The sequence below is a fragment of the Hymenobacter qilianensis genome (assembly GCF_014638675.1).
Classification (GTDB): domain Bacteria; phylum Bacteroidota; class Bacteroidia; order Cytophagales; family Hymenobacteraceae; genus Hymenobacter; species Hymenobacter qilianensis.
Genome location: NZ_BMFN01000001.1, coordinates 13094 through 25252, shown reverse-complemented (window position 1 = coordinate 25252; position 12159 = coordinate 13094). Strand labels below are relative to the sequence as shown.

Genomic DNA, 12159 nt, shown 5'->3' with positions numbered 1-12159 from the left:
TGCGCGGGACCAGCCCTGATGTGGCTATACTTGAAAAAAATTTGTTGAATTTTAATCATCCACGAAATCCGAAAAATCCGCGCTAATCCGTGGTTCAGACAACTATGAGCCAGCCCTATATCATCCCCGCAACTACCCGCATCGGGCACGTGCACCTGAAAGTGGCCGACCTAGACCGCGCCATCAGCTTTTACTGCGGCCTGCTGGGCTTTGAAATAACGCAGCGCTACGGCTCGCAGGCTGTATTTATCTCGGCGGGTGGCTACCATCATCATATTGGCCTGAACACGTGGCATAGCCTGGGCGGGCCGCCCGCGCCGCGCAACACGGCCGGCCTCTATCATATAGCCATTCTGTACGCCACGCGCCCGGAGCTGGCTGTAGCCCTGAAGCGGCTGCTGGATGCCAACTACCCCGTCACCGGCGCCGCCGATCATGGCGTGTCGGAAGCTATTTACCTGAATGACCCCGACGGCAACGGCGTAGAGCTGTACTACGACCGGCCGCAGGAAGAGTGGCCCCGCTCTGCCGCCGGCGAAATCAACATGGTCACGGATCCGCTGGATATTCCGGCACTACTGGCGCTGGCTAAATAAGTATAAGAACAAAAAAAGCCCCCCGGAAATGCATCTGGGGGGCTTTTTTGATTATAGGCAATGCTCATTGGCCTGAGCTCCTTCGCGCAGAATCCAATTGCCGGGCCGGTTAAGCCAGTGCAGCTTTTCATCGGGCGCTACGCCGCGCGCAAAGTTGAGCGAGCATACATCAATGGTCTCGGTCTCGACGCGATTCACCGACAAGTGCTCCACGTATTGAAGTACCAGCTTTTGCTCATCAATGCAGCGCGGATGCAACGCCAGGTTGTGCGAAGGGCTGGGCATGGCCGCCGACGGGTACAGGAGGCCGTCGAACTGCTCGCCTAGCCCTAGCGCCTCCGTGAGGGCAATGGATAAGCGGTAGCGGTGTTCCTCGCCGGGCCCGATGGGCTGCGTAAAGCAATCTATCATAAACTCAGTCAGGTGCTGCTCCGTTTCCGGTAGCTGCTTCAGGGACTCCTGTAATGCCTTTTCACGGTCGGAGTGTGGGTCGTCGGCGCACAGATCGGCGTAGCCAAAGCCCGCGATGCGCAGGGGCTCCCGCGCCTGCCAGCGGCTGATGATGATCTGTTCGCCTTTTTTTACACCGGCCTCAAAAAATGGTGGGTGCCAGGTAGCACTGCAATAAAACATGGGTATGCCCGCCCGATTGGCGCGCTGATCGTTTTTTACCCGCTCAGCCGGCGCATACGATACATCGGCGAAGCGGTGCGGAAGCTTTTCGCAGGGCGTACCCCGAAACAGCAGCAGACCGGCATCGAAATCGAGGCAGCGTAGCGCGTGGCCCGTTAGCAGCTCGCGCATCAGCGGCACCAGATCATCAACGGATTGCTCGCGAAGGTCGAGCTTATGAATAGCGGCTATTTTCTCTTTGATTTCCTTCGCAGCCGATTTATGGGTGTTGGGTTGGGAGGAACGCATGGGTGGGAGAGAGGGATGGTAAACACAGATGAGCTTGGATGGTATATTACCTAATGAGACCTCACCCCAGCCCTTTTAAAAAGGGGCGGAGTGAGGTCTCACGGGGGAAACGAGAGTAGTTTACGGCAAAAACTAGCGTCGGTAACGCTTTTTGCCCTTTTTGTTATTCACTAATACTAAAGCGACAGTTGCGGCCAGGCCCAGGCCCAGCGCCCATTTAGAAAAAGCAGTACTCACAGCTGGCGGCACCGAGGTTACGCCGGTTTCGTCGGCAGTAGCTGGCTGGGGTACGTAGCGGCCGTGCTTCGGGATGGCTACCTCATCGAAGTGCTCCACAAGCGCCTGGAGCTGCTGTAGAAGCTGCGTGCCGTGCATCGGAATGCCATGGCCGGTAGCAGCAATTTGGGGCTTCAAATCGGCCAGCAGCGCCACCGATTGACGGGCTTGGGGCCAGTTAGGCGTAAAATAAGCGGGTGGGCCGTGCACTTCCTGGCGTTGCTCCCACACCGCCGAGCCCGATTCCTGCTTCACGGTCACGAAGGCGTCGCCGGCAAGTAATACGCGGTCATGCTCGCGGAAAAACGCCACGTGGCCGGGTGTGTGGCCGGGCGTATGGTACCAGCGCCAGCCGGGCAAGTGCGGCACCGAGCCATCGGTGGGCAGCGCTTGCACCCGGCTGCCTAGGTCGATGGGCTTCTTTGGGTAGAGAAAAGACATGGCCGCCATGGCGCCACCGCCTACCGTTGGGTCTGGTGGTGGGTAAGACGAGCGGCCCGTGAGGTATGGCAGCTCCAGAGGGTGCGCGTACACGGGCACATCCCATTCGTTGGCTAGGGTAACTAGCGCCCCCACATGGTCGAAGTGGCCGTGGGTGAGGATAATGGCGGCCGGCCGCGCCTCCGAACCGAAGATTTCGGCCGCGTGGCGACGAATAGTGCCAGCTGAGCCCGGCAGGCCCGCATCCACTAAGACCCAGTCAGAGGTTGGCGCTTCCGGCTCACGCACATAGTATAGGTTGGTAAATACATTACGCAGACCCCAGATACCCGGCGCAACGGCCTGGAGTTGAGGTGTACTAGCTCGATTAGCCATACAGAAGTGTTTTGGTTAGAGATAGTGAAGTAGGTAGCAAGTGATACGCCGGGGGGCTTTTTCTGGTTGGAATCAACCAAAAAAAGCCCCCCGGCAAAACCAGCGACACCATATTGGCCACCGGAGTAGCTCTAGAATCAAAGAGGCCGCTTACTTAGCGGGCAGCGCGGTTTCGCAGCTACAGAGCACTTCTCGGGTAGGCTTAACCACCCGGTAGTTGGGCTGCGAAACTTCCTTCATATAAATGACGTCGAGACGCTGCACGGGGGCATTGCCGGCGTCTTCATTCCATACGCGCAACAGGTAGTTGCAGTAGTACGGGCGCAGATAAGCGTTGGAAACGAACAGGTAATTCTCGGAGTACTTACGCCAACGGTCGTTTTTAAATAACGATACCACCGACTTCGGCTTGGCCAACGTGACAGGTTTTCCTTGCCGGTTCAGGTCAATGTGCTGGCCCTTGCGCGTGGTAGCGTCCAGGATATACCAGCCGTCATCTTTGAAAACAGCCGGCGCAAACATGCCCCAGTGCTGATCGATGCGAAACAGATACCCAAACCAGCGCAGGGGCTCCGACATGGTGAGCGAAGGCTTGGCAATGGAATCGAGGTTCCACCAACATATATACGCGAGTAGTAAGGTAACCACAGCGTTGCGCAGGCCGTGCAGTAGTCGAATGGTCTTGGGGGGCAAATTCAGGCTCGATTCCACGTTTACCCGCACCGGGCTGCGCCAGCTATTCAGACGAGCCAAATGGGGCTGCAAGCGCTGCGTGCGCGTCCGCACGTGCCGATCTATCCAGTCCATGGCCGGTGTCGGCAGCAAGCCCAGCACGGAGGCCATGTTGATCAGGAAGAATAAGCCCACAAACAAAGTCAGGCTGATGCCGAGATGGAAGCCATACATCACCACCACAAACAGCACCCGCCAGAACGGCACGCCCACCGGAATAAACAGCACAAACGGCAGCAGCAGCTCGGTGTAATAAACCGCGAACGTGAGAAAGCGCATCACCTCCGGAAACTGATACAGAATCCGGCCGCCCGGCATGAGCACCTGGTCGAGGCTGAGGGCGTAGTAGATGGCGGTGCCTTCGGTGGTCCATTCGGGGGCATTTTTGAGCAAGGCCGTACACCAGTATACCAAGGCCAGCTGCACCACATATGCCACCGTGGCCGCGCTGAAGTACGAATACGAGGCTGGCTTGGGCTCAGTGCGGCCCGCATCGGCGGAATACATACGGCCCCAGGGTAGAAAAATCCCCCAGAAGAGGAGCATTCGCAGCAAATCGTCGCCGCCCTGCCCGATGATGGGATTCCTGTTCTGCAACGACACCAGCAGCAGCCACGATACTACCGTCGCTAAGCGGGTTTTGTAGCCCAGCAGCAGCATGATGGCAAACCCGGCTGCTATCAGAAACAGGAGCGCCTGTATTTGCCACAAACCACTGATGTTGTGCAGACTAACCTGGTAAGCGTTCCAGTTGCGCTCGTACAGCACATGCAGCGGCAGCACGCCCATGTTGGCATAATGCGCCTCCAAATCGGTGCTGCGGATGGCAAGGTCGGTCAGAACAACGGCTGCCGTGGCCATGCGCAGTAAGGCTAACGCGCGCAGATCGAGAATGAAAGGACGGCGCAGAAAATCGAGGACACGGGTCATAGGAGCCGCGCTGGGGGGCAAAATGGAAGATAAAAAGAAAGCGAAAAGGTACGCCACCTAGTTGGATGGTTAACCTTTTCGCTTTCAAAAAGAGCGACCGACCTGAAGGCCGGAGTCAGAAATTAGTTGGTAGTGGTACCTGTAGTGGTGCTACCGCCGGTAGTGCCGGTTGTAGTGCTACCGCTGGTAGTGCGCGTAGTAGTACTTCCCGACGTGGTGCCAGTGGTAGTACGGCCCGAAGTAGTACCGGTTGTAGCGCCAGTAGTAGTACGACCTGACTTGGTGCCTGACGTAGTACCTGTAGTGGTACGGCTAGTAGTAGTGCTACCCGATGTGGTACGCGTGTTCGCGCGGCCCGAAGTAGTACCAGTAGTAGCGGTGCGGGTAGACTGAGTAGCCGTAGTGCGGCCACTGGTGGTACCAGCAGTAGTACCAGCTGTTGAGCCAGCGGTGCTGCCGGCTGTTGTACCCGCCGTTGAGCCAGCGGTGATAGTACCAGCTGTTGTGCTGCCGGCCGTCATTGTGCCCGTGGTAGATCCGGTGGTCATGGTGCCGGCGGTGCTGCCTGTTGTCATGGTGCCGGCGGTAGTTCCTGCAGTAGTACCAGTTGTGGTAGAACCTGCGGTTACGCTCCCGGTAGTGGCACCGGCAGTGGTGCCATAGGTTGTGCCTGTGGTAGCACTAGTAGTGGAGCCAGCGGTAGTGCTGCCGGTGCCACTACCGGTAGTAGAGCCTGCGGTCGTTTGGGCGGTAGCACCAGCCGAAACAAATACTGCTGCCAAAAGAGCAGCAAACGATACAAAAGATGACTTTTTCATAGCTTTTTGAAAACAAGTGATATGGAAATGAACAGTAGCATAACAGAAACCATAGGCGGTAACTTGTAAGCTGGTGAGCAACGTAAGAGTAGCCCCGCGCTCAGAGACTGACCGCAGAAGCCAGCTTCTAAAAAAAACAAGAGGGATAATTACTCAGCAGTAAGTATCCCTCTTGTTTTAAATTAAGTGTTCAAATGAATGAACGTAACCCTAGCGGGTGGTTGTGCCCGTAGTGGTGCTGCCGCTGGTGGTACCAGTGGTAGTGCTGCCAGTAGTAGTACCCGTAGTGGTGCTGCCGCTGGTGCTACCTGACGTGCTGCCCATGGTAGTGGTACCGGTAGTGCCGGTGGTGGTTGAACCAGTTGTGGTTCCGGTGGTAGTAGAGCCAGTAGTGGTACCGCTGGTGCTGCCCATATCGGAAGTGGTGCTGCCGCTGGTGCTGCCCGAAGTGGTGGCAGTAGTGCTACCCGAAGTAGAGCCGCTAGTGCTGCCGCCAGTCATTGAGTCGCTGGTGGTTCCGGTAGTGCTACCGCTAGTGGTAGTACCATCCGTGCCAGTAGAAGCGCAAGATGACATGAGTGAGGCTGATACAAACATACCAGCGAAGGCGAGGGTCGATACGAAAATCCGTGACTTTTTCATTGGAAGGATTAGTTGGTGAATGGGTTAAACCAGAGCGGGATATAATTCAAGGAGCCCCTTCTACGTGCAAACCGAAAGAAATAGTTACTGATAGGTTGATTTATTTTTGTTGGCTTATCCAAATAATAGACAATAAATCAATGATTTATTTATAAGAATGTCCTCGTAGCTATCAATTTGAACGATACTGAGGTCATAATTATGATTCTATAATAACCTGTGTTGATGCTTAAATAGCTAGATAAAATAGACGCAGGAGCCGCTTTTTACTAATAATTAGCGAGTCGTTGAGCCGCTACCTGTTCCCGTTCCCGTTGCTGCACCAGTGCCACCGCCTGTAGTGCCCGTGCCACCAGCCGTTGAGCCAGCTCCGGCGGTAGAGCCACCAGCGGTAGAGCCACCAGCGGTTGAACCCATGCCACCAGCTGTGCTACCAGCCGTCGAACCACTGGTACTGGTGGTTGTCGAGCCTTCCATCGTGCCTCCAGCCGAATCAGTAGACATCATATCAGTATCTGACGATGTGCCTGTGCTGCTTTCTGTGGAAGTGCCGCCTGTGCCTTCCGTACCACCTTTGTTGCCGCTTTCGCAAGCGCCCAAGGAAAGAGTTGCAGTAATAAATAGGGCAGTTAAAATGTTGATTCGTAGCTTTTTCATAATGAAAGAAAGAAAGGATGTTGGTTGTGGATCAGAAACAGAAATTAAAATTGTATTCAGCAGCTATACGGGTACAACAGACCGTGCAGCTATAAAGTAGACCTTGAAGAAATACCTGTTTTTTGGGAGACAAACCACAGGCAGCAAATACGTATTCAAAATTCCGTTCCGTATTTATTACCTGTCAAACAGCTGGTTGCGCATATTCTGGTTAGCCCTGTAACACAGTATCTTATGCCACTGGGCAAACTGGTTTGGCAGGGCTTCGTATGGCTGATAAAAGATACTTTCCCGCTTAGCTGGTTATAGCTGGAAATACAGCTACTACCTATGGTACCTCAGCCCGCCGTTATCTTGTTTGATGGAGTTTGTAACCTCTGCAACGGTTTCGTGCAGTTCGTTATTAATCACGACTCTGGGGGGCATTTTCGGTTTACTTCGCTGCAATCGGAGGCGGGTCAGAAGCTGCTGGCTCAATACGGCACCACCGTAGCCGCCACTCCCGAAACGGTAATACTAATTGAGCAGGGCCAATTATTTACCCACTCCACGGCCGTATTGCGCATTCTGCGTGGGTTAGGTGGAGCCTGGCAAGTGCTGTATGTAGCCATGATTCTGCCGCGCGCGCTGCGCGACTCGTTGTATCGATTTGTGGCGCGGCACCGCTACCAGTGGTTTGGCCAGCAGGAATCATGTATGCTGCCCACGCCTGAGCTGGCGCAGCGCTTTCTGTAAACTGAGCCGCCTTTGCAGCAAGCGGGTTTGCTGCGTTAAGTCAGAAGACCTGATGTCACAAACCTGCCTATATAGGAGACACCTCGGTGATGGCGGGCAACAGGGTTTTTAGCTGCTTAAGCACGGCGGCATCAGCACCCAGAGAAGCAAAAAAACGATTCTCAAATTCCTCTACGGCCCACGCGGCCTGTACAGCCGTCCGCACGCCCACTGGAGTAAGGCTTATGGCTTTGGCGCGGGTATCGGTGGCATGTTCGGCGCGCAGCAATAGCCCTTTAGCTTCCAGCGTGCGCAATAGCTTGCTGGTCATCATCTTATCGATGCGGGCATGGGCTGCTAAGTCCGTCTGTGTAATGTTGCCCTGCTGCCCCAGCCAGTAGGCCGCCGCCAGCACCACAAACTGTGCATGCGTAAGCCCAAATTGCTCCAGGGCCTTCTTTATCTCACGCTGCCAATGATTGCTCACCTGCCAAAGCAAAAAGCCAGGGCTGTCATCCGGACTTTCAAAGGAAAAAAGCGATTGGGCAACCATCAATTATGAGTAGTGAAAACGAGGTGAACTGAATCTGTTGCCTCATCATACGGACAGGGGAATATTGGCGCTAAAAAAGCCCCCCAGCAATTTTATAAGCGCTGTTTGAACTCTCAACAGAAGTAGTACTTTCGGACTGTCGTCTTGCGCGAGCCGCCAGATTGTAGCGCCCAGCCAGCACAGCGTGGCTAACTACGGCGCCTTTGCTCAACTATGAAGTAGGCCGCATACAAGCCAATCAGAGCATATTTCGGGGGTATTGCGGGTAGTAATTATGGTTATAGTAAATACGATTACTATAACCATGTATGCGTTTTTTGCTTTCTAGCCGTACTAAAGGATATTCTTTCACTTACCATATCTCCATGCAGGTTTTACAACTCGATGGTATTAACCAACCGCTTGTTCTTCAGGAAGTACCTACCCCTATGCCCGCGGCTGGCGAAGTGCTGGTAGAGATTCGGGCCGCTGCCTTTAACCACCGCGACGTCTGGATTCAGAAGGGTCAATATGGCGGCTTAAAATTCCCGTGTATTCTGGGCTCTGATGGCTCCGGCGTAGTAGTCGCGGTGGGAGAGGGTGTCGATGAGTCATTGCTGGAAAAAGCCGTCGTTATTAATCCGGGCCATAACTGGGGCGACAACCCGAAGGCGCAGGCCAAAAACTTCAAGATTCTGGGCTTGCCGGATCAAGGTACGTTTGGCGAGTTTTTGAGTGTGCCCGCTCAGTACGTGCGGGCCATGCCAGCTCATTTGAGCTTCGAGCAAGCGGCTGCGCTGCCGCTTGGCGGGCTTACTGCTTACCGTGCTGCCTTCACACGGGCGGGTTTGCAGGCCGGCGAGCGGGTGCTCATCACGGGTATTGGTGGAGGCGTAGCAGTGTTGGCCTTGCAAATGGCGGTAGCCCGCGGCGCGGAGGTGTGGGTTACCTCCAGTTCGGTCGAAAAGCTGGCTCGCGCTCAGGAGCTGGGCGCTAAAGGAGGAGCCAACTATAACGATGAAAACTGGGTTGCCGACCTTACAAAGGAGGCTGGGGGGCTTTTTGACGTGATTATAGACAGTGCTGCCGGTCCCAGCTTCAATGCGCTGCTCGATGCGGCCACGCCTGGTGGTCGTATCGTATTCTTTGGCGGCACGCTGGGCGCTATTCCGCAGGTGCCGCCGGCAAAGGTTTTCTGGAAGCAGCTCACCATCCTGGGCTCCACGATGGGGACGGAGCAGGATTTTGCCGATATGGTGAGCCTGATAGAGGAAAAACAGATTGTTCCCGTTGTCGATCAGGTTTTCCCCTTCGCCGACGGAGAAGCCGCCATTCGTCGTCTGGCCGACGGCGCACAGTTCGGTAAAGTTGTCCTCAAGATAAAGGAGTAAGGCCAGTATTTTGGGGCTTTAAACAAGCCTGAGATAGAGAAGATTAGGTAAAAAATGCAGCTTGTATTTTACGGAAAAATACAAGCTGATAATAGGCGGATCAGGGAATGAAAACTGCGCTAAGGCTGTTGTATTTTCGACTGCTTTTCTGACGTATATCTTACTGCTCTAGCTATGAAATCACCTGCTGAATACCTCACTGGCCCAGTTTTCCAACTGACTTATCCTACGGGCGAAGTCGCCGAATCGGTACCGGTTGTCACCTACGACGATGCGTTGCTGGCGCTGGAAGAAGCGTTAGCCGACGCGGAAGAGTACAAGTACCTGTTACTGCGCGCTATTCGTCGCAATGCCCCCGAAACAGTTGCTCCTGAAGCCACTACCATCACCGCTGAAACTGCCGTAGTTCCTATGTATGCCGAAGCTGCTTAGGCTGATAATAAAGACAAAAAAGGGCGCCACTAGTGGCGCCCTTTTTTGTTGCTGACTGGTTTGGCCAGCGTTTGTTTATAGCTGGCTAAGAATATGCTGAGCCAGCGCCGCCGCCTGCTCCCGTAGTTCCGGCACCGCCGTCGACTCGAAATACGCCGGGCGGCGGCTGGGGCCTAGGGTGAAAAACAGCGAAGAGGCCAGGCCATCAGCATTCAAGAGCGCACCGTGTTCGTCGGTCTGAATGCCTAAGCGCAAAGGGTCGGGGAGGAGGTAACGCGCTTCCCGGAGGCTTTTTACCAGCGGGTCTTGTACGCGGCTGTAGTCGAGTAGAGGGCCGGTACAGGCAATAACATGACGAGCGGCAAGGTGCGTTCGATGGCTGCCGTGGGTTACCTCAACACCTAAATCAGCACCCTGGGGGGCAATTTGGCGCACACGGCCCAGGTGGGTTTGGAGTTGCCCGCGGCTCCGCAGCTGCTCTAGCACGGCCACATTCTGCTCCGGACTACGGTGCCGCACCACTGACCACATAGACGCTACATGCCGCAGAAAACGCTCTTGCTCCAGCAAAGGCCAGCCAGACCATATCCGACCCAAATCAGGACGAAGCGAATCCAGTACATCGCGCCAGTCGTAGCCCGCAGCTTGGGCGGCGCGGATGTGCTGGCGCACCACGCGCACTACATCTCCTACATTCGTGAGGTGAGCTAAATCGGAAGCGTAAAAGCTGGGGTATTGCGCGTGTTGCGCTGGTCCGTGCACCGTTGGCCACCAGCCATGCCGCGAAACGGCCATAATTGGTCCCTGGTGCCCATCAGCGTGCAGCGCCATCAGTACATCAACGGAGGTCAGGCCAGTGCCAATAAGCAGAACTGAATCGTGGGGGGCAATTCCGGCCAGTGCGCCAGGCGTCCACGGATTGGGATGATAGTTTGGCGGAAAATTGCCCCCCAGCCCGGCGCCAGCAAGCCCCAATGGCGGAAAATTGCCCAGCGCCAACACTACGCGGTCACTGCGCAACACGTGGCCATCTGTAAGCTCTACCAGCGCTGTATTATCTGTCTTATGGATGGTGGCGGCTACGGCGGCCTGCGAATGCCATTGAATCTGCATCCCATTTTCGGCATGACCCAGGATCTGACCTACGCACTCCTGAATGTACTGCCCGTACGTCTGGCGTGGGCAAAATTCAGCCTCGTCGGCAGGCAAGCCTTTCTCGCGCAGCCATTCCACAAAATGCCGGGGCTTATCAGGAAAGGCGCTGATGCGACCGGCGCGCACATTCAGCAGGTATTCTAGTCGCGGTGCCGAATAAGCTAAACCTTGCCCGGGAGCGGGGCGAGGGTCTACCAGATGTACATCGTAGGGGTAGTTGCCGCTGGCATGGGCAAGCTGCACAGCCAACATAGAACCCGAAAACCCCGCGCCTATTATCGTAATGGTACGTCGTTGGGGCATGCAGGTGGGGAAGAACGGGTGGAAGGTAGGCCTTAAAACGGACAGCCTGACCAAGGGTTTACCAAGGTCAGGCTGTTTTTGTTTAACCAGAGAAATGAGGCTGCTTTATAAATAAGCGCCGCTCACCAAGTAGTTCTGCACATAGTCCTGAATGCCGTCTTCCAGACGAGTGAAGGGCCGATCGTAGCCAATGCTGCGCAGCTTCTGCATTTCGGCCTGCGTGAAGTATTGGTAGGTGTCGCGAATGTCTTCGGGTGTGTCTTTAAACCGAATATCCGCCGTCTGGTTGAGGGCCGCGAACGTGTTGAGCGCCAAATCCAGGAAGGTGCGCGCCTCGCCGCTGCCCAGGTTATAAATGCCCGAATTTTTGCGGTGGTGCATCAAAAAATAGCACACCTCACACACGTCCTTCACATACACAAAGTCACGCTTCTGCTCGCCATCGGCATACTCAGGGTTGTGGGAGCGAAACAGCTCCATGGAGCCCGTACGCCGAATTTGCTCGTAGGCGTGAAAAATCACCGAAGCCATACGGCCCTTGTGGTATTCGTTGGGTCCGTACACGTTGAAAAACTTAAGTCCGGCCCAGAAAAACGGCTTTTCCTCCTGCGCCACGGCCCAGTTGTCGAAGTCATTTTTTGATTCTCCATACGGGTTGAGCGGGCGCAGCAACGGCAGCAGCGCATCTTCATCGGCGTAGCCCAGCGTGCCCGAGCCATACGTGGCCGCCGACGAGGCATACACCAACGGCAACTGGTACTGACAGCAAGCATGCCACACCTTTTTGGAGTACTCCAGATTCAGCAAATCCAGAATTTCGCGACTTTTCTCCGTCGTGTCGGTGCGGGCACCGAGGTGAAAGATAAATTCCACCTGCTCGTGGTTTTTGTCGAGCCATTCAAAAAAGTCGTTGCGGTCCACGTATTCGCGCAGGCGCTTGCCTTTCAGGTTGGCGAGCTTGCGCTCCACGGTGAAGTTATCGACCACCACAATATCATTGAAGTTGGCGGCATTCAGGCGGGTGACAAGGCAGCTGGCGATAAAGCCGGCGGCCCCAGTGACAACGATCATAGGGCTAATTTTGCCTTAAAAGTAGGCAAAAGCCGTGGAGTAGACTCTAGCTTGTGTTTCCATACTAACTCGTCATGCAGAGCGGCAGCGACGCATCTCGCTCGCGGTCTTTGGAGTTACCGCTGCAACATCAGCACGCGAGATGCGTCGCTGCGCTCTGCATGACGGAGTGG

Annotated in this window: 13 protein-coding genes; 4 read left to right on the top strand and 9 right to left on the bottom strand. The window is 55.2% G+C overall.

The window, feature by feature from the left end; translation table 11 throughout:
• Positions 1-104: 104 nt before the first annotated feature.
• Positions 105-596 carry a VOC family protein gene (locus IEW06_RS00125; RefSeq protein WP_187731300.1) on the top strand — a complete coding sequence of 164 codons (492 nt, stop codon included), beginning with the start codon at positions 105-107 and terminating at the stop codon, positions 594-596.
• 51 nt (positions 597-647) lie between these two features.
• Here the strand turns inward: IEW06_RS00125 and IEW06_RS00120 are convergent, their stop codons facing one another.
• The 6 genes from IEW06_RS00120 to IEW06_RS00095 form a co-directional block, all read right to left on the bottom strand.
• Positions 648-1517: an RES domain-containing protein gene (locus tag IEW06_RS00120; protein ID WP_187731301.1), complete on the bottom strand. Its 870-nt coding sequence runs from the start codon at positions 1515-1517 to the stop codon at positions 648-650.
• 132 nt (positions 1518-1649) lie between these two features.
• Positions 1650-2609: an MBL fold metallo-hydrolase gene (locus tag IEW06_RS00115; RefSeq protein WP_187731302.1), complete on the bottom strand. Its 960-nt coding sequence runs from the start codon at positions 2607-2609 to the stop codon at positions 1650-1652.
• A 150-nt stretch (positions 2610-2759) separates the two neighbouring features.
• Positions 2760-4271: an HTTM domain-containing protein gene (locus tag IEW06_RS00110; RefSeq protein WP_187731303.1), complete on the bottom strand. Its 1512-nt coding sequence runs from the start codon at positions 4269-4271 to the stop codon at positions 2760-2762.
• A gap of 122 nt (positions 4272-4393) precedes the next feature.
• Entirely contained in the window at positions 4394-5089 is a 696-nt protein-coding gene (locus IEW06_RS00105; protein ID WP_187731304.1) for a hypothetical protein, read from the bottom strand.
• A 210-nt stretch (positions 5090-5299) separates the two neighbouring features.
• Positions 5300-5731, bottom strand: coding sequence for a hypothetical protein (locus IEW06_RS00100; protein WP_188547108.1), 432 nt, complete (start codon positions 5729-5731; stop codon positions 5300-5302).
• A gap of 276 nt (positions 5732-6007) precedes the next feature.
• Positions 6008-6388 carry a hypothetical protein gene (locus IEW06_RS00095; RefSeq protein WP_187731306.1) on the bottom strand — a complete coding sequence of 127 codons (381 nt, stop codon included), beginning with the start codon at positions 6386-6388 and terminating at the stop codon, positions 6008-6010.
• Between the two features lie 330 nt (positions 6389-6718).
• Here IEW06_RS00095 and IEW06_RS00090 point away from each other — a divergent pair, with 330 nt between their 5' ends.
• Complete coding sequence (locus IEW06_RS00090; protein ID WP_187731307.1) at positions 6719-7123, top strand: thiol-disulfide oxidoreductase DCC family protein; 405 nt, start codon at positions 6719-6721, stop codon at positions 7121-7123.
• Between the two features lie 67 nt (positions 7124-7190).
• Here the strand turns inward: IEW06_RS00090 and IEW06_RS00085 are convergent, their stop codons facing one another.
• Positions 7191-7589, bottom strand: a complete 399-nt coding sequence (locus tag IEW06_RS00085; RefSeq protein WP_223284414.1) for a MarR family winged helix-turn-helix transcriptional regulator — start codon at positions 7587-7589, stop codon at positions 7191-7193.
• Positions 7590-8020: 431 nt separating this feature from the next.
• Between IEW06_RS00085 and IEW06_RS00080 the strand changes: the two genes are divergently transcribed.
• Both IEW06_RS00080 and IEW06_RS00075 read left to right on the top strand, forming a co-directional pair.
• A complete protein-coding gene (locus IEW06_RS00080; protein WP_187731309.1) occupies positions 8021-9025 on the top strand; it encodes a zinc-binding dehydrogenase in 1005 nt (334 codons plus the stop codon).
• A 174-nt stretch (positions 9026-9199) separates the two neighbouring features.
• Positions 9200-9457 carry a hypothetical protein gene (locus IEW06_RS00075; protein WP_187731310.1) on the top strand — a complete coding sequence of 86 codons (258 nt, stop codon included), beginning with the start codon at positions 9200-9202 and terminating at the stop codon, positions 9455-9457.
• 75 nt (positions 9458-9532) lie between these two features.
• Here IEW06_RS00075 and IEW06_RS00070 read toward each other — a convergent pair whose 3' ends face one another.
• Positions 9533-10915: an FAD/NAD(P)-binding protein gene (locus tag IEW06_RS00070; RefSeq protein ID WP_187731311.1), complete on the bottom strand. Its 1383-nt coding sequence runs from the start codon at positions 10913-10915 to the stop codon at positions 9533-9535.
• 105 nt (positions 10916-11020) lie between these two features.
• Positions 11021-11986: an ADP-glyceromanno-heptose 6-epimerase gene (gene rfaD / locus IEW06_RS00065; RefSeq protein WP_187731312.1), complete on the bottom strand. Its 966-nt coding sequence runs from the start codon at positions 11984-11986 to the stop codon at positions 11021-11023.
• Between the last annotated feature and the right edge of the window lie 173 nt (positions 11987-12159).

What these genes read in the sequence shown, in the direction of transcription:
- IEW06_RS00125 (WP_187731300.1), top strand. Translation starts at nt 105, where the DNA reads ATGAGCCAGCCCTATATCATCCCCGCAACTACCCGCATCGGGCACGTG.
- IEW06_RS00120 (WP_187731301.1), bottom strand. Translation starts at nt 1,517, where the DNA reads ATGCGTTCCTCCCAACCCAACACCCATAAATCGGCTGCGAAGGAAATC.
- IEW06_RS00115 (WP_187731302.1), bottom strand. Translation starts at nt 2,609, where the DNA reads ATGGCTAATCGAGCTAGTACACCTCAACTCCAGGCCGTTGCGCCGGGT.
- IEW06_RS00110 (WP_187731303.1), bottom strand. Translation starts at nt 4,271, where the DNA reads ATGACCCGTGTCCTCGATTTTCTGCGCCGTCCTTTCATTCTCGATCTG.
- IEW06_RS00105 (WP_187731304.1), bottom strand. Translation starts at nt 5,089, where the DNA reads ATGAAAAAGTCATCTTTTGTATCGTTTGCTGCTCTTTTGGCAGCAGTA.
- IEW06_RS00100 (WP_188547108.1), bottom strand. Translation starts at nt 5,731, where the DNA reads ATGAAAAAGTCACGGATTTTCGTATCGACCCTCGCCTTCGCTGGTATG.
- IEW06_RS00095 (WP_187731306.1), bottom strand. Translation starts at nt 6,388, where the DNA reads ATGAAAAAGCTACGAATCAACATTTTAACTGCCCTATTTATTACTGCA.
- IEW06_RS00090 (WP_187731307.1), top strand. Translation starts at nt 6,719, where the DNA reads ATGGTACCTCAGCCCGCCGTTATCTTGTTTGATGGAGTTTGTAACCTC.
- IEW06_RS00080 (WP_187731309.1), top strand. Translation starts at nt 8,021, where the DNA reads ATGCAGGTTTTACAACTCGATGGTATTAACCAACCGCTTGTTCTTCAG.
- IEW06_RS00075 (WP_187731310.1), top strand. Translation starts at nt 9,200, where the DNA reads ATGAAATCACCTGCTGAATACCTCACTGGCCCAGTTTTCCAACTGACT.
- IEW06_RS00070 (WP_187731311.1), bottom strand. Translation starts at nt 10,915, where the DNA reads ATGCCCCAACGACGTACCATTACGATAATAGGCGCGGGGTTTTCGGGT.
- rfaD (WP_187731312.1), bottom strand. Translation starts at nt 11,986, where the DNA reads ATGATCGTTGTCACTGGGGCCGCCGGCTTTATCGCCAGCTGCCTTGTC.